The sequence below is a fragment of the Actinoplanes sandaracinus genome, assembly GCF_030009775.1.
Classification (GTDB): Bacteria; Actinomycetota; Actinomycetes; order Mycobacteriales; family Micromonosporaceae; genus Actinoplanes; species Actinoplanes sandaracinus.
Window position 1 is genome coordinate 91,150 of the sequence record NZ_JASCTH010000028.1, and the last position, 18,944, is coordinate 110,093.

Below are 18,944 nucleotides of genomic sequence, written 5' to 3' on the forward strand. Positions count from 1 at the left end.
CCGGTCCCTGACACCCCGCCGCCAATCCGGCCGAAGCCTTGCACGATCGAGATGGGATGAGATGAGCCAGACGACGCTCACAGCAGGACCTGTGGATGCGCCTCAGGGGGAGTATGTTCCGCCGACCCGCCAGCTGACCTTCGCCGGCCTCGTCCGGAGCGAACTGATCAAACTCCTGACGGTGCGATCGCTCGTCACCCTGCTGGCCGTGACGGCGCTCTGCACCGCGATCGGCATTCCCGTCGCTCTGTTCACCGACATCGACGCCCAGCAGACCACCGCCGACATCCTCCAGACCCACATCAGTACGACGCTCGTGGGCCTGCAGCTGTCGATATTCCTGGTGGCCGCGGCCGGTGCGGTGGCGGGAGCCAGTGACTTCGGGAACGGCATGATCCGGCTCGCGTTCGGCGCGGCTCCTCGGCGTACACCTGTTCTGGCCGCCAAACTCGTCGCTGTCGGCGGCGTCTCCACCGCTCTGGTCAGTGTCACGGTCCTGTTGGTGGCAGCGGTCAACTGGCTCGCGCTCACACCGGGCCCGCTGTTCACCCCGCTCACCAATCTGACCAGTCTTCTGGGCATCGTCGGCGCGATTGTCGCCACCGCTGCCATCAGCGTGTCAGCCGTCAGCCTCGGGTGTCTGCTGCGCAGCTCGGCCGGTGCGGTATTCGCCATCCTGGGCCTGCTCATCGTGGTGACGATCGTTCTGGCCCTGATTCCGGCCAGCGTTCTCCCGGCCGCTATCTCCGACCACAGCTTCGGAGGAGCGGTCACCACCCTGCTGAGCCCCGGGGACGACGTCGGCAAATGGGCCGGCGCGGCGGCGGCGCTCGTCGCGTGGTCGGCCGCGTTCATCAGCGGCGCCGCAGTGTCCATGAATCGTCGTGACGTCTAGTACGGACGCCGCTGTTGGTGACGACAAGCCGGGCATGACCAGTTCCGAAGATTATCGAGGCCTCTACGCCACGATGGTCTATTCGAACTGGTCATGCCCGGCTTGCTGTCGTCGCCTGTCGGACCCGATCATGCGGCCCCGCCCGGACCCGCGGCTCTGTGCCGTGACCGGAGAGCGTGCGGTGCGAGCCCGCCGAGGCGGGGGCTGCTGTTTGCCCGTGCGCGGGGTGCCCGACCCGGGCCGGCGTCCCCGGCCGGTCCGAGGCCTGCGAGCGCATAAAACAAAGTAGGTCGGCTCATGTGAATGAGCCGACCTACTTTGGATCATCAAAAGAAAAGTGCGTCGCAATTTTCGATCAATGAACAGATGTTTTGTTCAGTAACCGAGGATCCGAACGATGTAGTTGAAGATCTCCACGACGGTCCAGCCGGCGCCGACCCAGTTCATGATCCGGCTCTTGTTGTTCCAGACCCAGTTGGCGAAACGGGATCCGTACTTGGCGCCCATCTTGATGAGCTTAGCGGCAAGCGAAAGCCACGCCATTTTGTGTCCTTCCGAAGGATTGCTGATAAATGCCCGCGACGGCGGAACCGTGCTGCCGGGATCGCTCCAAAAATGTTTCGTTCCCGGCCAGGCGACGAAAAGTTATCAGCCCTGATCCGCGTAAGCCATGAATGACGAACTTTTCCGGCGGTGGTTGCTTTGTCGGCGCCGCCCTGATAGTGGGAATGGGCTGGCGGGCCGCGACGATTTATCGGCGTAGTGACCGCAACCGGTCACGCGGGTCGTACGGTGTCATTATTAAGGTGAATTCCGGCTATTGGGGTGCCGGCAGACTCCAGTCCGAAATCGACGTCGAGCAGTTGATCCCGGTCTTCGCCGGAGGGCATTGCTTCCGGCGCACGGGCATGCCGGAGGCCCGGGTGCTGAGGGGCCGGCGCCGCCTTGATCGGTTTCGGGCTCCTCGGGCCGGTCGGCCGGGGATGTGGTGACTACGCTGGCGGGCATGGCCGACGTCTCGCCGAGCGGTTCACCCGATCCCGCCGCCCCTCCGCAGGCGGTTTCACCGGCTGCGCCCGAGCCGCCCGAGCCGCCGGTCCCGCCGTACCCCGTGATGGCCGGCGCGCCTGTGCCGGAGCGTCGCACCGGGTGGCGGCGCTGGCTGCCGATCACCCTGGTCATCGTGTTGATCCCGGCCGCAGCAATGGTCATGTTTTACATCCTCGGCTCCGAGCTCGGCTTTCCCGGCCTGCCCATCGGTCTGGCCGCGGCGATCCTGCCGGTCCCGCTGCTGGTCGCCAGCTTCATCTGGCTGGACCGCTACGATCCGCAGCCGAGCCGCTACCTGATCTTCTGCTTCACCTGGGGCGCCGCCGTGGCGACCCTGACCGCGCTCCGGGTCAACATCGGCTTCGCCGCCGTGTTCCAGGCAGTCGGCCTGCCGGACGCGCTGGTCGCGGTGCTCGTCGCGCCCTTCATCGAGGAGACGATGAAGGTTCTCGGCCCGCTCGCGCTCTTCTGGTGGCGGCGCGGCGACTGGTCGGGGATCACTGCCGGCATCGTCTACTGCGGTCTCTCCGCGCTCGGCTTCGCCATGGTGGAGAACGTGCTCTACCTGGGCGGGAAAGGCTACGCCGAGGGCGCCGACGAGTACGGCCCGGCGACCGGCCTGCAGAACCTCTTCCTGGTCTTCATCCTGCGGATCCTGTTCACCGGCTTCGCGCACCCCCTCTTCACCTCGATGGCGGGGATCGGCCTCGGCATCGCGGCGCGCTCCAGTGACCGGACGATCCGGCGCCTGGCGCCGATCGCGGGCGTGATCCTGGCGATGATCCTGCACGGCATCTTCAACCTGCTGCCGACGCTGGCCGGCGCCACCGGCGAGACCCTCATCATGTTGTACGGCTACCTCGGCTTCATGGTGCCGTTCTTCTTCGCCGTCGTCGGACTCGCCGTCGCGTTGCGCAGCTGGGAGGGCCGGCTGGCCGAGCGGGTGCTGTACCAGTACGCCGATACCGGCTGGTTCGCCCCGCCCGAGGTCGCCGCGCTCGGCACGCGGGGGCGCCGGCACTCGGCACGGGAGTGGGCGCGCCGGGTGGCCGGGCCGGTCGGGCACCGGGCGATGGGTGAGTTCCAGTTCGCCGCGACCAGGCTCGCCCTGGTCCGTGACGGCATGCAGCGCGGCCTGTTGCGTAACCCGCTCGAGTTGCAGAGGGCCCTCAACGAGGAACGGGATCTGCTGCTCGCGATCTCCGCCTACCGGTCGACGTTCACCGGGCGCGACCCGCAGACCCCGCCGGCCTGGTGGGACGGGAAGCACTACCGGATCGCCTTCCCGGACGGGGTGGTGCGGACCGTGGCGCCCCCGTCGGAGCCGGTGATGCCGGTGCCGGTGCGCCTGCCGCCGCCGGCCCCGGCGCACTACGGAGGCCCGCCGCCCTTCGCGCCGATGCCGCCGGCTCAGATGTAGCGGTAGCGGCTGGAGAGGTAGCGGCTCAGAGGTAGAGGCCGGTCCCGTCGGGTTCGACCCGGGTGGCAGCGACCGCGTGCACGTCCCGCTCGCGGAGCAGGACGTAGCCCTTGCCGTGCAGTTCCACCTCGGAGCGGTCGTCGGGGTCGAACAGCACCCGGTCGCCCACCACGATCGAACGGACGTTGGGGCCCACTCCGACGGCGGTGGCCCACGACAGGCGGCGGCCCATCGAGGCGGTGGCCGGGATCACGATGCCGGCGGTGGACCGGCGCTCGCCCTCACTGCCGTCCTGGCGGACGAGAACGCGATCGTGCAGCATCCGGATGGGCAGTCCAGGGTCGGTACTCACGATTGCAGACGGTACGCCGCCGCCGTTTTGCCACGGCGGCGGGGAAGGCGATCCGGGCACCTGGGTATTAGCGTGATTACCGCGCATTCGACAGGTCGAGGGGGTACTGCGGTTGAACCGCATTCAGCGGGTCCGGGACAACCTGAAGAGGGCCTATGACGCCGGCCGGGATTCGGTGCGGGTGGCCCGTTCCCTCCGTCCGGCCCCCGACCCCGAGCGGTACGACGATTTCGTCCTGCCCTCGCCAGACCCGGAACTCGTGCACAACTCGACCTCCAGCCGGGACGACGCGGACGTGCCCCAGCCGCTGCGCATCGCGGCGGCCTGGAGCTGGCGGCTGATCGTGGTCGGTGTGATCGGCTGGGCGCTGCTCCAGTTGATCAGCATGGTCAGCATCGTGGTCGTCCCGCTCGCCATCGCCCTGCTGCTCTCCGCGCTGTTCGGCCCGGCCGTGGGCTGGCTGCTGCGGCTGCGCCTGCCCCGGTCGCTGGCCACCTTCCTGGTGATGGTCACCGGCATCGCCGCGGTCGCGGGCACCCTGACCCTGGTGGTGAACGAGTTCATCGCCGGCGTGCCGAAACTGACCGAGAACGCCAGCGCCGGCGTCCGGCAGATTCAGACGTGGGCCCGGACCGGGCCGCTGCATCTCTCCGACGCCCAGGTGGACCAGTCGATCGACTCCGCCCAGGCGTGGATCAACTCGAACACGGCGTCCCTGACGTCGACCGGCATCGCCACCGTCGCCACCATCGCGGAGTTGGTCACCGGTCTGCTGCTGGTCATCTTCGCGACGTTCTTCTTCCTGCGGGACGGGCGGATGATCTGGCGGTTCATCGTCCGGCTGTTCCCGGTGAACGCGCGCTGGTCGCTGGCCGACGCCGGGGACGCCTCCTGGACCACCCTCGGCGCCTACGTCCGCGCCACCGTGCTGGTCGCCTTCATCGACGCGGTCGGCATCGGCATGGCGCTGGTGGTGCTGGAGGTGGAGTTCGCGTTCCCGCTGGCCGCGCTGGTCTTCCTGGGGGCGTTCATCCCGATCGTCGGCGCCAGCGTGTCCGGTGTGGTCGCGGTTCTGGTCGCGCTGGTCGACGAGGGCTGGGTGGTCGCCCTGATCACCCTGGGCGCGGTCATCCTGGTGCAGCAGATCGAGGGGCACGTGCTCCAGCCGCTGATCATGGGCCGGGCGGTGGCCGTACACCCTCTCGCCGTGATCGTCGGGATCGCCTGCGGCGTGGTGCTGGCCGGCATCATCGGGGCGCTGGTGGCGGTGCCGCTGATCGCGGTGCTCAACACCGGCGTGCGCCGGCTGTCCCGGCGGCGCCCGGAGATCCCGCCGCACGCCGAGGTGGTCACCACCGGCGGCGCATGATCCGCACGCCGGGGCCGGGCGTGAAAAGGGGGACCCCGGAGGGTCCCCCTTTTCGGTGCGACAGAGCGTGGGTCAGGCGGTGGCGACGTTCAGCGCGATGTCGTTGACGCCACGGGCGGCGTCGACGGCCAGCTCGCCGTTGCCGTGCCGGCTGAGCGCCCGCACGGTCCACGAGCCGGGAGCCGCGAAGAAACGGAAGACGCCCTCGGGCGAGGAGACCACCTCGGCGGTGAACTCGCCGGAGCCGTCCAGCAGGCGCACGTAGGCGCCGCCGACGGCCTCGCCCTCGGCGTTGCGAACGATGCCGGTGATGACGGTCTCCTTGGCCAGGTCCACGCTGCTGGGGAGGGGCGCGGACTGGTCAGGGGCGGCGCAGCCGGCCGCGGTGGTGGCGATGTTGGTAGCGGGAGAAGTCATGATCAGGCCTTTCCAGGCTCGTCGCCGAGGGCGATCGGCACACCGATGAGGGAGCCGTACTCGGTCCAGGAACCGTCGTAGTTCTTCACGTTCTCCTGGCCGAGCAGCTCCTTGAGCACGAACCAGGTGTGCGAGGAGCGCTCGCCGATGCGGCAGTAGGCGATGGTGTCCTTGCTGCCGTCCAGGCCGGCCTCGCCGTAGATCTTGGCGAGTTCCTCGTCGGACTTGAAGGTGCCGTCCTCGTTGGCGGCCTTGCTCCACGGCACGCTGATCGCGGTCGGGATGTGGCCGGCCCGCTGCGACTGCTCCTGCGGCAGGTGCGCCGGCGCGAGCAGGCGGCCCGCGAACTCGTCGGGGCTGCGCACGTCGACCAGGTTCTTCACGCCGATGGCCTGGACGACCTCGTCACGGAAGGCGCGGATCGACAGGTCGGGCGCCTTCGCCACGTAGGTGGTCGCCGCCCGGACCGGGACGTCCTTGGTGTAGACGCGGGCGTCCAGTTCCCACTTCTTGCGGCCGCCGTCGATCAGCTTGACCGCCTCGTGGCCGTACAGCTTGAAGTACCAGTACGCGTACGCCGCGAACCAGTTGTTGTTGCCGCCGTACAGGATCACGGTGTCGTCGTTGGAGATGCCGCGCTCGGAGAGTAGAGCGGCGAACTGCTCCTGGTTGACGAAGTCACGCCGGACCGGGTCCTGCAGGTCCTTCTTCCAGTCCAGCTTGATCGCGCCGGGGATGTGGCCGCCGTCGTAGGCGGTGGTGTCCTCATCGACCTCGACGAAGACCAGGCCAGGGGTTTCCAGGTTCTGCTCGGCCCACTCGGCCGAGACGAGTGCGGTGTCGCGACTCATCGGTTCACTCCCTATGGAAGGTGGGTGGAGGAGAGTCAGCGCACGGAGAGAGCTTGGTGTCGCACTCCGCGCGGACCCATGGGTAGGTGGGATCACGGGCTGCTGTGCGACGGCGCCACTGCCGGGCTAGAAGTTGCCCTGGGCTAGCTAGAGCGGGAGAAGGTGCTCAGCACTGAATGGCCCCGTCAGTTGACAGGGCGACACAGGCACGCGGCCACGCGACACAGATCAATCGCGCGCCTTTTCGTGAGCAACAGGCTCATGGGAAACGACCCTACCAGCGGGCTCAACCCTCGGAACAGGACCGACCACCATCCGGGATCGGACGGTCGTCACACCCCGCCCGCGGCGAGGGTGACATCGCTGGCCCCGAAGGTGACCCGCAGCCCCTCCGGGAGCGGCTTCAGCTCCTGCACCACCAGGTTCATCGGCAGCTTCGGCACCTTGAACTCGAAGGCCATCTGCTGCGCGAAAGCGTTGATCTGGCTCTGGGCGCCGGGGATGTTCGGCAGGTCGCGGGCCGTCACATCGGTGAAACGCACCTGCACCTTGCCGTCGGCGGCCTTCACCTCGGCCGTGCCGGACAGGTCGACGGACTGGGTCTGCGTGATCTTGAACTTCGCCGACCCGACCACCTTGCCGTCCTTCTCGGCCAGCGTCACACCCTCCTGGCCGGTCGCGCTCGCGAGCAGGTCGTAGCCGATCGTGCCGGTGCCGGTGACCGACCCCGCCACCACCGCGCCCTGACCGGAGCGCAGCGCGCTCAGCGGGGCGCTGACGTCGCGGGCACGGATGTCCAGCAGGTCCATCCGGACGTCCTGGCCGGTGCCGGCCGGCGCGGAGAAGTCCGGCAGCTCGATCCGGATCTCCTTGTACTCACCGGCCAGGACCTGGGTGAGGAACGGGACACCGGCGATGGTCACCTGGGGCGGGCCGCTGGTGGCCTTCTGGTTCGCCACCTCCTGGGACACCTTCTCGGCCAGCACGTTCTCGGCGAACGACGCGCCGACCCGGTCCACCACGACCAGTCCCACCAGCAGGATCAGCAGCAACGACAGGACCACGAAGAAGGGTGCGCGCCCCCGGCGGCGGCGGGGACGTTCCGATCCGTACACCTCGGCCACTGTTCCTCCCGAATCACCGGCTGCCCTGGGAAACGTACATGCCCGGCTCCAGGGTTCAGCGAAACCGAAGGGTCAGGAGAGGTACCAGTGCACCGACGCGTACGCGGCGACGGCGGTGAGGGCGAGACCGCCGAGCGGACCCTGCATGTGCCGGGCCACCCAGAAGGTCGGGGCCTCGCCGGCCAGCCGGCGCCCCGCCTCGCCGAAGTTGACCGCGAGGTCGACCAGGTGCGCGGCGACCGCCGCGACCAGGCCGAGCACCGCGCCCTTCCCCGGGGTGAACGGCAGCACCAGGTAACTGCCCAGCATGGCCGAGGTCAGCGTGCCCAGCATGGCGCCGACCACGATGCCGGTCGCGCCGCGCGCCACCTGCGCGGCGATCCGCGGTTTCGGGAAGACCGCGTCGGTGAGCCGGGCGACCAGCAGCGCCATGCCGGCGCCGGTGCAGCAGACCAGGATCGCCTGCGCGCCGAGTGGTTCCCGGGTGAGAGTGATCAGGGTGGCGTACGCCGTGGCGCCGCCGACGATGAGAAGAGTGCTGCGCCACGAGTCCTTGGCGCGCTGCCGGTCCCCGGCCCGCACCACCTGGGCGACCATCGCCACCGTGAAACCGCCGAGAGCCGTCAGGAACATCGGGAGCAGCTCGCCCGGTTCCCCGGTGACCGCGAGGTAGTCGGCGCCCAGCGCGGTCAGCGCGACGACCGACGCGGTGACACCGGCCGCCGGCGGGCGCAGGGCCATGATCCAGGCGAGCAGGCCCAGCAACTGCACCCCGAAGAGCACGACGGCGTACGACACCCGCGAGCCGGGCCCGGTCGCGTGTGCGCCGACGATCAGGGCGAGGGCCAGCAGCGCGGCGAAGCCCCCGATGGCGGCGGACAGTTTCGGCCGGACCGGGAGGACCTCGATCTCCTCGAACTCCTCGTCCTCGTCCTCGGACCCGGGCGGCTGAACGCCCTCGTCCTCCTCCGGGACGGCGCCGTAGAACCCGGCCTTGGGCCGGCCCGGGTTCAAGCGTGCGACCTGCTGGGAGGCTTCGGCGTCCCAGGGGTCGTCGTTCGGCATCGAGGGGAACACGACTGCGATCGTGCCAGACCCCACACCCGTCGGCCCAATCGCTGCGCCGGTCGGGTAAAAGGCCGGTTAAGAATCGGCCGTTCGGCCACCTTCCCGGCGTTCTCTACATCACTTGCGAGTGCGAGCCGGTATCCGGGGCTGATGTATCGGTTAAGGTAAGCGCAACCCACCCGTCGGTGACGCCGGGCCCCATTCTCCGGTGGCGAAGCCTCCAGCTGCGCAGACCGGGTCACCCGAGCGGCTTCGAGCCGCAAGGACGGAGGTGAGTGTGGAGATCCTTCTGCTGGTCACGGCACGTGCTGGTGAGCCTTCCGCCGTACTGCCCGCCCTGGACCTTCTGCCCCACTCGGTTCGCACCGCCCCCCGTGACGTTCGCACCCTGGTTTCCGGCCCCAGCCCTGACGCCGTCATGGTCGACGCTCGTTCCGAGCTGTCGGAGGCACGAGCCACCTGCCGCATGCTGCACGCCACCGGCATCGGTGTCCCGCTGATCGCGGTGGTCACCGAAGCCGGCCTGATCGCGCTGAACGCTGACTGGGGTGTCGACGACGTCATCCTCGCGAGCGCGGGACCGGCCGAGGTCGAGGCCCGGCTGCGCCTGGCGGTCGGCCGCCTCAACAACGCGACCGCCGGAGCCGGTGGCTCCGTCCGGGCCGGCGAGCTCAACATCGACCCGGACACCTACGCCGCGAAACTCAAGGGCCGCCCGCTCGACCTCACCTACAAGGAGTTCGAGCTGCTCAAGTTCCTAGCCCAGCACCCCGGCCGGGTCTTCACCCGCGACCAGCTGCTGCGCGAGGTCTGGGGCTACGACTACTTCGGTGGCACCCGCACGGTCGATGTGCACGTCCGGCGTCTGCGCGCCAAGCTCGGCTCGGAGTACGAGTCGATGATCGGCACGGTTCGCCAGGTCGGCTACAAGTTCGTGGTTCCCCCCTCGGGCCGTCAGCTCCCCGACAACGAGCACGTCTCGCTGCCGGTCTGACCCCGGAGTCCCCTCATGACGATTCGACAGCCGGTCCGTGTCACGGGCCGGCTGTCGCCGTCCGAGGTGGACGACGTTCTCGCCCTGGCCGCGGCCGCGGGCCACCTGGACGGCGTCTATCCGCTCTCCGAGGACGTCGTGCTGCGGGTTCGCGGCGATGTGCCCTACGAGGGCCGGCATCTGCTCGCGTATGCCGCCGACCGGCTGGCCGGTTACGCCTTCCTGGACAGTTCCGCCGAACCCTCCGGCGAGTTGATCGTCCACCCCGATCACCGCCGCGCCGGGTTCGGCACCGCTCTGCTGGCGGCCGCCGGGCCGGGTCCGATGCGGTTCTGGGCGCACGGCGACGATCTGGGCGCGGCGGCCTTCGCCGGGCGCAACGGTTTCGATCGCGCCCGGGTGCTCTGGCAGATGCGCCGCTCCCTACTCGATCCTCTGCCGGACATTCCGTTGCCCGACGGCGTCACGGTCCGCGGGTTCCGCCCCGGCTCCGACGAGCAGGCCTGGCTCGACGTCAACGCGCGGGCTTTCGCGCACCACCCGGAGCAGGGCCGCTGGACTCTGGACGATCTGCGCACCCGGCAGGCCGAGCCGTGGTTCGATCCGGCCGGCTTCCTGCTCGCCGTGGACATCACGGACGCCCTGGCCGGCTTCCACTGGACCAAGGTGCACCCGGCCACCGCTGACGAGCCGGCGATCGGCGAGATCTATGTGCTCGGTGTCGACCCGGCGGGGCACCGTCGTGGGCTGGGCGCGGCGCTGAGCGTGGCCGGTCTGCGTCACCTGGCCGGGGCCGGCCTGACCGTCGCCAGCCTCTATGTCGACGAGTCGAACACCGCTGCCGTGAAGCTGTACCGGCGGCTCGGCTTCGAGGTCTACAAGACGGACGTGAACTACCGCCGTTGACCCGGGGCCGCGGGGCGACGATCGGTGACTCGTCGTGCGCCTGCTCTCCGCCAGAGATCCGCGGTTGTCAGGTGTGCCCACGACGGCTCTGCTCTGCCGCGGATAACGCCACGGACAAGCCACTGTGTCGAGCCGGTAACGGTACGCCGGAAATTTCCGGCATATCGCCTAGCAAGCGCGTGGTTCACTTAACGGACAACTAGCCCTCAGAGGATAGCTACCTTCCGGGGCCGACGTGTTCACCCCCAGTTCATTTGCGACCGGGGATCCGGTCACTTGGCGCTCTTAGCTTTCCCCATGTGAGCCGGTGAGCGACCGGCTGCAGATGATCTGAAGGGACTACCGTGAAGCTCCAGCGGTCCGGTTTCGTGGCCGGCATTGCTTTGACTGCGTCTTTCGCGCTCACCGCGTGCGGCTCGGACAACGTCGAGCCGGCGGCCGGTGGCACGTCCGCTGCTGCGGGTAGCTGCGTCAGTGGCAGCCTGACGGCTCAGGGCTCCAGCGCCCAGAAGAACGCCATGGACGAGTGGATCAAGGCGTACCAGACCAAGTGCGCCAACTCCAAGGTCGACTACCAGGGCACCGCCTCGGGCGCGGGGATCGCGGCCTTCACCGACGGCACCGCCGACTTCGCCGGTTCCGACTCCGCCCTGAAGGAGGAGGAGCAGACGAAGGCCGACGCCAAGTGCGTCGGCGGCAAGGCCCTCAACCTCCCGATGGTGATCGGCCCGATCGGCGTCGTCTACAACGTCCAGGGTGTCGACGGTCTGCAGCTCTCGCCCTCCCTTCTCGCCAAGATCTTCTCCGGCGCGATCGTCAAGTGGAATGACCCCGCGATCGCCGCCGAGAACGCCGGCAAGACCCTGCCGGACGCGAAGATCGAGTCGGTCCACCGCGCTGACGAGTCGGGCACCAGCGACAACTTCACCAAGTACCTGAGCAAGGCCGCCGGGGCGGACTGGACCTACGGCAACGCGAAGGCGTGGAAGGCCCCGGGCGGCACCGCCATCGCGAAGTCGGACGGTATCGCGACCAAGGTCAAGACCACCCCGAACACCATCTCCTACGTCGAGATGTCGTTCGCGGAGAACCTCGGCCTCCAGACCGCGAAGATCAAGAACGGCGCCGGTGAGTACGCCGAGCTGTCCGGTGAGAGCGCCGGCAAGACCTTCGAGAACGCCGAGATCAAGGGCAAGGACGGCGACCTCGCGCTGTCGATCGACTACGCCACCACCACGCCGGGCGCGTACCCGATCGTCCTGGTGACCTACGAGATCGCCTGCAGCAAGGGCAGCGGCAAGGCCAAGGAGGTCCAGGCGTTCCTGAAGTACACCTCGAGCGCCGAGGGCCAGAAGGCTCTGGCGAAGGTCGGCTACGCCCCGCTGCCGGAGACCCTGCGCGCCAAGGTCGCCGAGTCGGTCGCCGCAATCGCCTGACCTGACCCCTCGTCAATCCCTCCGAGACGACAGCGAGCGCGCAGATGGGTGACAACCCCTCCCGCTCGGCGAACGCCACCGCCGGCGACCTGGGCATGACTCCGCGTCATGCCCGGGGCGCCGGCTACGGCTCTTCCCCGAGCAATTTCAACGAGCCCCCGCTCGGTGGCGGTGGCGTTCTGGCCAAGAAGTCCCGTTTCTCGATCGAGACGGGCTTCCGCGGCCTGTCCACAGCCTCCGGCGCGATGGTGCTGGTCATCATCGTCGCCATCGCCGTCTTCCTGATCTCCAAGGCGATTCCGGCTCTCCAGGCCAACAACGGGGACTTCCTGACCCAGTTCGAGTGGGCCCCGAACGACGCGCGACCCACCTTCGGGATCGCGGCGCTCGCCTTCGGCACCGTGCTCAGCTCGATCATCGCGCTGATCGTCGCGGTGCCGATCGCCATGGCCATCGCGCTGTTCCTGTCGCACTACGCGCCCAAGCGGCTGGCCACCCCGTTGGGTTTCGTGATCGACCTGCTCGCGGCCGTGCCCAGTGTCGTCTTCGGACTCTGGGGCCGCGACGTCCTTCAGGTGCCGGTCCGCGACTTCTCGCTCTGGCTCAACGAGTACTTCGGCTGGATCCCGCTCTTCGGCGGCGACGGCCCGTTCGGCCAGTCGGTCATGCTCGGCGGCCTGGTGCTGGCGATCATGGTGCTGCCGATCGTCACCTCCCTCTCCCGGGAGGTCTTCCAGCAGACCCCGGGTATGAACGAGGAGGCGGCCCTGGCTCTCGGCGCCACCCGCTGGGAGATGATCCGGACCGCGGTCCTGCCGTACGGCAAGCCCGGCGTCATCGCCGCGGTGATGCTCGGACTCGGCCGCGCCCTGGGCGAGACCATCGCCCTGGCGCTGACCCTCAGCGTCGCCTTCGACATCTCGTTCAACTTGATCGAGAACGGCGGCAACTCGATCGCCGCCAACATCGCGAACTCGTTCGGCGAGGCCACCGACACCGGCCGTGGCGCTCTGATCGCCTCCGGTCTGGTGCTCTTCACCATCACACTCGTGGTCAACATGACGGCGCGGGCGATCATCTACCGCCGTCGCGAGTTCCGGGACAACGCGGCATGACCGCCGGCACCGAGCGGCACCCGGCCGCCCCGCACTACAACCTCGCAGGCGAGGGCCAGAAGGGCATGCCAGGTGAGCACCGATGAGCCTCATTGAGCGCGAAATCCCCGGTGTCGTGATGACGCCGGACAACATCCGGAGCAAGAAGCTCCCGGTCGTCACCAACGTGCTGGTCGCGGTGGCCGCGTTCGTGGTCGCCGCCGCGGTCGTGCTCGGCCTCGGCATCGGCAATTGGGTCCTGGTCGTCGTCCTCGGCGCCGCCCTCTACCTGGTCGGCCTCTCCGTCGTGGCGGGTCGCATCGAAGGCCGCCGGGCCGCGCGCAACCGGACCATGAAGTCGCTGATCTACGCCGCGTGCCTGCTGGCGATCCTGCCGCTCGCCTCGGTGGTCTGGACGCTCATCTCGAAGGGCGCCGCGCGCCTCGACGGTGACTTCTTCGGCACCTCGATGAACAACATCGGTGCCCGGGACGCCAACGGCGGCGCCTACCACGCCATCGTCGGCACCCTGGAGCAGGTGGGCCTCGCCACCCTGATGGCCGTGCCCCTCGGCGTGCTCGGCGCCATCTACCTCGTCGAGTACGGCCGCGGCAAGTTCGCCGCCACGGTCCGCTTCTTCGTCGACGTGATGACCGGTATCCCGTCGATCGTGGCCGGCCTCTTCATCCTCTCCTTCTGGGTGCTGATCGTCAGTCCGTGGTTCAACGACGGACAGCCGCGCTTCTCCGGCTTCGCCGCCTCGCTGGCCCTGGCGGTCCTGATGCTGCCGACGATCGTCCGTTCCACCGAGGAGATGCTGCGCCTGGTGCCCGGCCCGCTGCGGGAGGGTTCGTACGCGCTCGGCGTGCCGCAGTGGAAGACGATCCTCAGGGTCGTGTTGCCGACGGCCCTGCCCGGCATCGTGACCGGCGTGATGCTGTCCATCGCCCGTGCGGCCGGTGAGACCGCCCCGGTCCTGCTGGTCGCCGGCGGCGCCGCGGCGATCAACATGGACCCGTTCGCCGGCAACCAGCAGTCGCTGTCGCTCTTCGTCTACCAGCAGGCCGGAGACGGCTCGAAGTTCGCGCCGGACCGCGCCTGGACCGCCGCGCTCACCCTGGTCGCGTTGGTGCTCGTCCTGACCGTTTCCGCCAAGCTGCTCGCCCGCCGCAACAAGCTGTCCCGTTAAGAGGTGTCATCAATGGCCAAGCGCATCGAGGCGAGCAACGTCTCCTCCTACTACGGCTCCTTCAAGGCCATCGACAGCGTTTCGATGACCGTCGAGCCGAAGACGATCACGGCTCTGATCGGCCCGTCCGGTTGCGGCAAGTCGACCTTCCTGCGGTCCATCAACCGGATGCACGAGGTACTGCCGGGCGCCCGCATCGAGGGCAGGCTCACCATCGACGACCAGAACATCTACGACCCGGACGTGGACGTCACCGCCGTGCGCCGCATGATCGGCATGGTCTTCCAGCGGCCCAACCCGTTCCCGACGATGTCGATCTACGAGAACGCGGTCGCCGGCCTCAAGCTGAACGGCGTCAAGAAGAAGTCGCTCCTGGACGACGCGGCCGAGAAGTCGCTGCGCTCGGCGAACCTGTGGGACGAGGTCAAGGACCGCCTCGACCGGCCGGGCGCCGGCCTCTCCGGCGGTCAGCAGCAGCGGCTCTGCATCGCCCGCACCATCGCGGTCGAGCCGCAGGTCGTGCTGATGGACGAGCCGTGCTCCGCGCTCGACCCGATCTCGACGCTGGCGATCGAGGACCTGATGTTCAAGCTGAAGGACCGCTTCACGATCATCATCGTCACGCACAACATGCAGCAGGCCGCCCGCGTCAGCGACAAGACCGGCTTCTTCTCGATCGAGAAGACCGGCGACCCGGGCCGCCTGATCGAGTACGACGACACCCAGAAGATCTTCAGCAACCCGACGCAGAAGAAGACCGAGGACTACATCACCGGCCGCTTCGGCTGAGCCGCGTCGGTTCCTCGCGATGAACGCCGGTCCGGGTCCGCCCGGGCCGGCGTTCATCCTTCGGTACGGCTGCACCGCCCCCACCGAGATCGGCCCGTCCCGCACCACACCGCGAGGTCCGCGCCACTGCCGGCCCTGCCGCGACTTTCGCCGCTGATCCCGTGGCCGGTGACCGCGCAGCAGCCCGGTGCGCGCGCTGCGGCCGGGAGTGACGCGGACCTCGCGTCGTAGTGCGGGACGGCCCCGGTTCAGTGGGCGGGGTGGCTCGTACCCGATGGGGTGTTCTCAGTTCTGGTCCGGCAGATGGACGGTGACCTGGCCGTCGGCGGTGATCTCGATGCGCGGGTTCATGGGTGTCGCGGCGTCCCGGTGCGCGGAGGCGGCGACCACGTCGGGGATGGAGCGGCAGGCGGCGATCTGGTCCAGGGTGCGGCGGGTCGGCGGCAGCATCGGCAGATCACCGGCGTGCGGGTCGATCCAGGCGGTGCCGTCGGCCTCGCCGGAGACGTCGCGGGCGGTCTGAGCCTCGGGGAGCAGAGCGGCGAAGAACCAGGTGTCGTAGCGGCGGGGTTCGAAGTCGGGGGTCACCCAGCGGGCCCAGGGGAGCAGCAGGTCGTCGCGGAGGCGCAGGGAGCGGCGGGCCAGCAGTTCGGTCATGGTGATCTCGCGGCGCTGGACGGCGGCCCGGTCGGCCTCCCAGTCGGGGGCGCCGGTCGCGGTGACGGTGCGGTCCGGCTCGCTGAGCGGGCCGGCCAGCAGGATGCCGGCCTCCTCGAAGAGCTCGCGGGCGGCGGCGCCGACGACGGCCCGGGCCTGCTCGTCGGGGACGCCGAGGCGGGCGGACCAGTCGGTGCGGACGGTGGTCGGCTGGTCGGTGGGGTCGACGACGCCGCCGGGGAAGGCGTAGACGCCCCCGAACACCATCGTGGTGGCGCGTCGGAGGACGTAGACCTGGTAGGTGTCGCCGTGCGGGCGGAGCAGGACCACGGTGGCCGCCGGACGGGCCGGGGCGGGTGGTCCGGTGAATTCGCGTGCGCGCTGCGACATTGCGGGCGGAAGCGTCATCGGGTCGGTCACCCGTCGATCCTTCCATCCGGCGCCGCGCCGGTCACGGGTCATCACACCGCCCGGCGTGGCCTGTGCGGTCCGGTATCGAGCCGCCGGTGCGGTTCCGGGCGATACGGTATCGATCATGACTGGACAGAAGGTGCGTTGGGGCATTCTCGGCCCCGGCGGGATCGCCAGCACATTCGCAGCGGACCTGCCACTGGTGGAGGGCGCGGAACTCGCCGCGGTGGGTTCGCGCAACGCCGCGAGCGCGCAGGCGTTCGCGGAGCGGTACGGGTTCGCCCGTGCGCACGGCTCCTACGCGGACCTGGCCGCCGACGACGGCGTGGACGTGGTCTACGTGGCGACTCCGCATGCCTTCCACCTGGAAGCGGCGATGCTCTGCGTCGCGGCCGGGAAGGCCGTCCTCGTGGAGAAGCCGATCACCCTGGACCTGTCCGCCGCCGCGCAACTGGTGGAGGCGGCGCGGGCCCGCGGGGTGTTCCTGATGGAGGCCATGTGGATGCGCTGCAACCCGGCCATCCGCAAGATCGCCGAGCTGGTCGCCGAGGGCGCGATCGGTGACGTCAGCGCCCTTCACGCCGACTTCGGGCTGCAGGGCCCGTTCGAGTCGTCGCACCGGCTGCGTGACCCGGCCCTCGGCGGTGGCGCGCTGCTGGACGTCGGCGTCTACCCGATCCACCTGGCGCACCTGATCCTGGGCGTGCCGGCGTTCGCGCAGGCCTGGGCGCACCTCACCCCGGAGCGGGTCGACGAGAACACCGGTGTGCTGCTGGGCTACGAGGCCGGGGCGGTGGCGGCGCTGACGTGCAGCATCAACGGCGAGAGCCGGAACGCGGCCTCGATCACCGGTACGGCCGGGCGGATCGACCTGCCGTCCGGCTTCTTCGTGCCGCGGTCGTTCGTGCTGAACCGCCCGGGCCGCGCTCCCGAGACGTTCGAGTTCCCGTTCTCCGGCAGCGGTTACCAGTTCGAGGCGGCCGAGGTGCAGCGGGCCCTGCTCGCCGGTGAGCTGGAGAGCCCGCTGGTCCCGCACACCACCACACTCGAGGTGATGGCCCTGTTGGACGCGCTGCGCGAACAGGTAGGCGTCGTCTACCGCAGCTAGACGAATTCCGCAGTCGACCTCTCACCCCCCATCCCATTCCGATCTTGTGGAGTTCCACGAAGACGGTGCGCAGCAAAGCGACAAGATCGCGGGTGGGTGGAGGAGTTTTAGGCGAACAGCGGGCGGACTATGAAGTAGAAGACGCAGGCGAAGAAGGCGGCGGCGGGGAATGTCGTGATCCACGCGATGACGATGTTGCCCGCCACGTTCCAGCGGACCGCGTTGAGCCGTTTCGTCGCGCCCACGCCCATGATCGCCGAGGTGATGGTGTGGGTGGTGGAGATCGGCGCGTGCAGGACCAGGGCGTTGAAGTACAGCACCGAGCTGGCCACGGTCTCGGCCGCGAACCCCTCCGCCGGGCCCAGGTCGATGATCTTGCGGCCCAGGGTGCGGATGATCCGCCAGCCACCGGCGTAGGTGCCGGCCGCCAGCACCGTCGCCGACGTCCAGTAGACCCACTCCGGGATGTGCTCGGAGTCGGACTGGAAGCCGCCGGTGTAGAGGGCCAGCACCACGATGCCCATGGTCTTCGCCGCGTCCTGCATGCCGTGGCCGATGGACATCGCCGCGGCCGAGGCGGTCTGCGCCAGCCGGAAGCCGCGGTTGAGCCGGCCGGGGTGGCCACGCCGGAAGATCCACATGATCGCGACCATCATGACGAAGCCCAGCGCCAGCCCGACGAACGGCGACACCACCATGGGGATCAGCACCTTGTTGATGATGTTGTCCCACTGCACGGTGCCCGCGGTCGCGAAGAGGGTGGCGCCGACCAGGCCGCCGAAGAGCGCGTGCGACGAACTCGACGGCAGCCCGAAGTACCAGGTGATCAGGTTCCAGGTGATCGCGCCGAGCACGCCGGCGAAGACGATGCCCAGGCTGGGGATGCCGAGTGGCAGGTCGACCAGGCCGTCACCGACGGTCTTGGCCACCTCGGTGCCGAGATGCGCGCCGATGAAGTTGCCGACCGCGGCCATGGCGAGCGCGATCCGCGGGGTGAGCGCGCGGGTGCTGACGCTCGTCGCGATGGCGTTGGCCGCGTCGTGGAAGCCGTTCGTGTAGTCGAACGCCATCGCGGCGAGGATCACCGCCGCGACGGCGACGAATTCGGGATCCACGCTCTAGGACTCCTTGACCGCGATGGTCTCGACCGTGTTCGCCACGTGCTCGAACGCGTCGCAGGCGGCTTCCAGCTCGTCGACGACCTCTTTCATCTTCAGGACGGTGAGAGCGTCGTACTCGCCGGAGAAGAGCCGGACCAGCAGCATCCGGTAGGCGCGGTCGCCGTCGTTCTCCAGGCGGTTGATCTCGATCCAGTACTCTTCGAGGTTCTTCATCGCCTTGAGCCGCGGCATCGCCTCCGCGGTGATCTTGGCCTGCTGGTCCAGCACGGTGACCAGCTCGTGCATCTCCCGCGGCAGTGACGGCAGCGCGGTCAGGCCGTAGAGGTACAGCAGGTTGCCGGCCGCCTCCAGGTGGTCCATCACGTCGTCCAGCTGAGAGCCGAGCGAGTAGATGTCCTCCCGGTCGAACGGGGTGATGAAGGTGGAGTTGATCTTCTTGTAGAGCTCGTGCGTGATGGAGTCGCTGTCGTGTTCCACATCGCTCAGCCGGTCGGCGACCGACTGGACGTCCACTCCGGGCAGCGCCAGCTCGTTCAACAGCTCGGTGCCCTTGACCAGGTTGGCCGCGGCCCTGGTGAAGAGTTCGTAGAAAGCCCCCTCGACGGGGCGGAATGAGAACTTCACAACGCGGACCTCGATCGACGGCTTTTGAATGGATCTCCGGACGCATGCTATCGGTCCTCGCGAGATCAC

General features: G+C 68.9%; 20 protein-coding genes. 10 read left to right on the forward strand and 10 right to left on the reverse strand.

Annotated features, from left to right (window positions below; translation table 11 throughout):
• The first annotated feature begins 91 nt into the window (after nucleotides 1–91).
• Nucleotides 92–895: a hypothetical protein gene (locus QLQ12_RS35270; RefSeq protein WP_282765136.1), complete on the forward strand. Its 804-nt coding sequence runs from the start codon at nucleotides 92–94 to the stop codon at nucleotides 893–895.
• Between the two features lie 375 nt (nucleotides 896–1,270).
• Here QLQ12_RS35270 and QLQ12_RS35275 read toward each other — a convergent pair whose 3' ends face one another.
• Nucleotides 1,271–1,438: an aureocin A53 family class IId bacteriocin gene (locus QLQ12_RS35275; RefSeq protein WP_282765137.1), complete on the reverse strand. Its 168-nt coding sequence runs from the start codon at nucleotides 1,436–1,438 to the stop codon at nucleotides 1,271–1,273.
• Nucleotides 1,439–1,901: 463 nt separating this feature from the next.
• Here QLQ12_RS35275 and QLQ12_RS35280 point away from each other — a divergent pair, with 463 nt between their 5' ends.
• Complete coding sequence (locus QLQ12_RS35280; protein WP_282765138.1) at nucleotides 1,902–3,365, forward strand: PrsW family intramembrane metalloprotease; 1,464 nt, start codon at nucleotides 1,902–1,904, stop codon at nucleotides 3,363–3,365.
• Between the two features lie 25 nt (nucleotides 3,366–3,390).
• On the opposite strand, the gene QLQ12_RS35285 is transcribed toward QLQ12_RS35280, so the two are convergent.
• Complete coding sequence (locus QLQ12_RS35285) at nucleotides 3,391–3,687, reverse strand: GroES family chaperonin (RefSeq protein WP_282765209.1); 297 nt, start codon at nucleotides 3,685–3,687, stop codon at nucleotides 3,391–3,393.
• A 142-nt stretch (nucleotides 3,688–3,829) separates the two neighbouring features.
• On the opposite strand from QLQ12_RS35285, the gene QLQ12_RS35290 reads away from it, so the two are divergent.
• Complete coding sequence (locus QLQ12_RS35290; RefSeq protein ID WP_282765139.1) at nucleotides 3,830–5,086, forward strand: AI-2E family transporter; 1,257 nt, start codon at nucleotides 3,830–3,832, stop codon at nucleotides 5,084–5,086.
• Nucleotides 5,087–5,158: 72 nt separating this feature from the next.
• Here QLQ12_RS35290 and QLQ12_RS35295 read toward each other — a convergent pair whose 3' ends face one another.
• From QLQ12_RS35295 to QLQ12_RS35310, 5 genes are all read right to left on the reverse strand, one after another.
• On the reverse strand, nucleotides 5,159–5,503 hold the full coding sequence (locus QLQ12_RS35295; protein WP_282765140.1) for a DUF1416 domain-containing protein: 345 nt from the start codon (nucleotides 5,501–5,503) through the stop codon (nucleotides 5,159–5,161).
• A gap of 2 nt (nucleotides 5,504–5,505) precedes the next feature.
• Nucleotides 5,506–6,354, reverse strand: coding sequence for a sulfurtransferase (locus QLQ12_RS35300; RefSeq protein ID WP_282765141.1), 849 nt, complete (start codon nucleotides 6,352–6,354; stop codon nucleotides 5,506–5,508).
• A gap of 185 nt (nucleotides 6,355–6,539) precedes the next feature.
• Nucleotides 6,540–6,617, reverse strand: coding sequence for an Ms5788A family Cys-rich leader peptide (locus QLQ12_RS47205; protein WP_346265167.1), 78 nt, complete (start codon nucleotides 6,615–6,617; stop codon nucleotides 6,540–6,542).
• A gap of 69 nt (nucleotides 6,618–6,686) precedes the next feature.
• Nucleotides 6,687–7,478: an LmeA family phospholipid-binding protein gene (locus QLQ12_RS35305; RefSeq protein ID WP_282765142.1), complete on the reverse strand. Its 792-nt coding sequence runs from the start codon at nucleotides 7,476–7,478 to the stop codon at nucleotides 6,687–6,689.
• A gap of 72 nt (nucleotides 7,479–7,550) precedes the next feature.
• Nucleotides 7,551–8,543 (reverse strand): hypothetical protein, encoded by a 993-nt coding sequence (locus QLQ12_RS35310; RefSeq protein ID WP_407651667.1) that lies wholly within the window; start codon nucleotides 8,541–8,543, stop codon nucleotides 7,551–7,553.
• A gap of 280 nt (nucleotides 8,544–8,823) precedes the next feature.
• Here QLQ12_RS35310 and QLQ12_RS35315 point away from each other — a divergent pair, with 280 nt between their 5' ends.
• The 6 genes from QLQ12_RS35315 to pstB all read left to right on the forward strand — a co-directional run bounded on the left by QLQ12_RS35315 (nucleotide 8,824) and on the right by pstB (nucleotide 14,954).
• Nucleotides 8,824–9,540: a winged helix-turn-helix transcriptional regulator gene (locus QLQ12_RS35315; RefSeq protein WP_282765144.1), complete on the forward strand. Its 717-nt coding sequence runs from the start codon at nucleotides 8,824–8,826 to the stop codon at nucleotides 9,538–9,540.
• A 15-nt stretch (nucleotides 9,541–9,555) separates the two neighbouring features.
• Entirely contained in the window at nucleotides 9,556–10,446 is an 891-nt protein-coding gene (gene mshD, locus QLQ12_RS35320; RefSeq protein ID WP_282765145.1) for a mycothiol synthase, read from the forward strand.
• Between the two features lie 344 nt (nucleotides 10,447–10,790).
• On the forward strand, nucleotides 10,791–11,882 hold the full coding sequence (pstS, locus tag QLQ12_RS35325; RefSeq protein ID WP_282765146.1) for a phosphate ABC transporter substrate-binding protein PstS: 1,092 nt from the start codon (nucleotides 10,791–10,793) through the stop codon (nucleotides 11,880–11,882).
• 44 nt (nucleotides 11,883–11,926) lie between these two features.
• Nucleotides 11,927–12,997 (forward strand): phosphate ABC transporter permease subunit PstC, encoded by a 1,071-nt coding sequence (gene pstC, locus QLQ12_RS35330; RefSeq protein WP_282765147.1) that lies wholly within the window; start codon nucleotides 11,927–11,929, stop codon nucleotides 12,995–12,997.
• 118 nt (nucleotides 12,998–13,115) lie between these two features.
• Nucleotides 13,116–14,165 (forward strand): phosphate ABC transporter permease PstA, encoded by a 1,050-nt coding sequence (gene pstA / locus QLQ12_RS35335; protein WP_407651668.1) that lies wholly within the window; start codon nucleotides 13,116–13,118, stop codon nucleotides 14,163–14,165.
• A gap of 12 nt (nucleotides 14,166–14,177) precedes the next feature.
• Nucleotides 14,178–14,954 (forward strand): phosphate ABC transporter ATP-binding protein PstB, encoded by a 777-nt coding sequence (gene pstB, locus QLQ12_RS35340; RefSeq protein ID WP_282765149.1) that lies wholly within the window; start codon nucleotides 14,178–14,180, stop codon nucleotides 14,952–14,954.
• 285 nt (nucleotides 14,955–15,239) lie between these two features.
• Here pstB and QLQ12_RS35345 read toward each other — a convergent pair whose 3' ends face one another.
• Nucleotides 15,240–16,019 carry an NUDIX hydrolase gene (locus QLQ12_RS35345; protein ID WP_407651669.1) on the reverse strand — a complete coding sequence of 260 codons (780 nt, stop codon included), beginning with the start codon at nucleotides 16,017–16,019 and terminating at the stop codon, nucleotides 15,240–15,242.
• 127 nt (nucleotides 16,020–16,146) lie between these two features.
• On the opposite strand from QLQ12_RS35345, the gene QLQ12_RS35350 reads away from it, so the two are divergent.
• Nucleotides 16,147–17,130 (forward strand): Gfo/Idh/MocA family protein, encoded by a 984-nt coding sequence (locus QLQ12_RS35350; protein WP_282765151.1) that lies wholly within the window; start codon nucleotides 16,147–16,149, stop codon nucleotides 17,128–17,130.
• Nucleotides 17,131–17,237: 107 nt separating this feature from the next.
• Here the strand turns inward: QLQ12_RS35350 and QLQ12_RS35355 are convergent, their stop codons facing one another.
• Nucleotides 17,238–18,245, reverse strand: coding sequence for an inorganic phosphate transporter (locus QLQ12_RS35355; protein ID WP_282765152.1), 1,008 nt, complete (start codon nucleotides 18,243–18,245; stop codon nucleotides 17,238–17,240).
• A gap of 3 nt (nucleotides 18,246–18,248) precedes the next feature.
• On the reverse strand, nucleotides 18,249–18,875 hold the full coding sequence (locus tag QLQ12_RS35360; protein WP_282765153.1) for a DUF47 domain-containing protein: 627 nt from the start codon (nucleotides 18,873–18,875) through the stop codon (nucleotides 18,249–18,251).
• Nucleotides 18,876–18,944: the final 69 nt, after the last annotated feature.

Coding starts and splice junctions, on each gene's coding strand:
- QLQ12_RS35275 (WP_282765137.1), bottom strand. CDS start 1,438: ATGGCGTGGCTTTCGCTTGCCGCTAAGCTCATCAAGATGGGCGCCAAG.
- QLQ12_RS35280 (WP_282765138.1), top strand. CDS start 1,902: ATGGCCGACGTCTCGCCGAGCGGTTCACCCGATCCCGCCGCCCCTCCG.
- QLQ12_RS35285 (WP_282765209.1), bottom strand. CDS start 3,687: ATGCTGCACGATCGCGTTCTCGTCCGCCAGGACGGCAGTGAGGGCGAG.
- QLQ12_RS35295 (WP_282765140.1), bottom strand. CDS start 5,503: ATGACTTCTCCCGCTACCAACATCGCCACCACCGCGGCCGGCTGCGCC.
- QLQ12_RS35300 (WP_282765141.1), bottom strand. CDS start 6,354: ATGAGTCGCGACACCGCACTCGTCTCGGCCGAGTGGGCCGAGCAGAAC.
- QLQ12_RS47205 (WP_346265167.1), bottom strand. CDS start 6,617: ATGAGCCTGTTGCTCACGAAAAGGCGCGCGATTGATCTGTGTCGCGTG.
- QLQ12_RS35310 (WP_407651667.1), bottom strand. CDS start 8,543: ATGCCGAACGACGACCCCTGGGACGCCGAAGCCTCCCAGCAGGTCGCA.
- mshD (WP_282765145.1), top strand. CDS start 9,556: ATGACGATTCGACAGCCGGTCCGTGTCACGGGCCGGCTGTCGCCGTCC.
- pstC (WP_282765147.1), top strand. CDS start 11,927: ATGGGTGACAACCCCTCCCGCTCGGCGAACGCCACCGCCGGCGACCTG.
- pstA (WP_407651668.1), top strand. CDS start 13,116: ATGACGCCGGACAACATCCGGAGCAAGAAGCTCCCGGTCGTCACCAAC.
- pstB (WP_282765149.1), top strand. CDS start 14,178: ATGGCCAAGCGCATCGAGGCGAGCAACGTCTCCTCCTACTACGGCTCC.
- QLQ12_RS35345 (WP_407651669.1), bottom strand. CDS start 16,019: ATGACGCTTCCGCCCGCAATGTCGCAGCGCGCACGCGAATTCACCGGA.
- QLQ12_RS35350 (WP_282765151.1), top strand. CDS start 16,147: ATGACTGGACAGAAGGTGCGTTGGGGCATTCTCGGCCCCGGCGGGATC.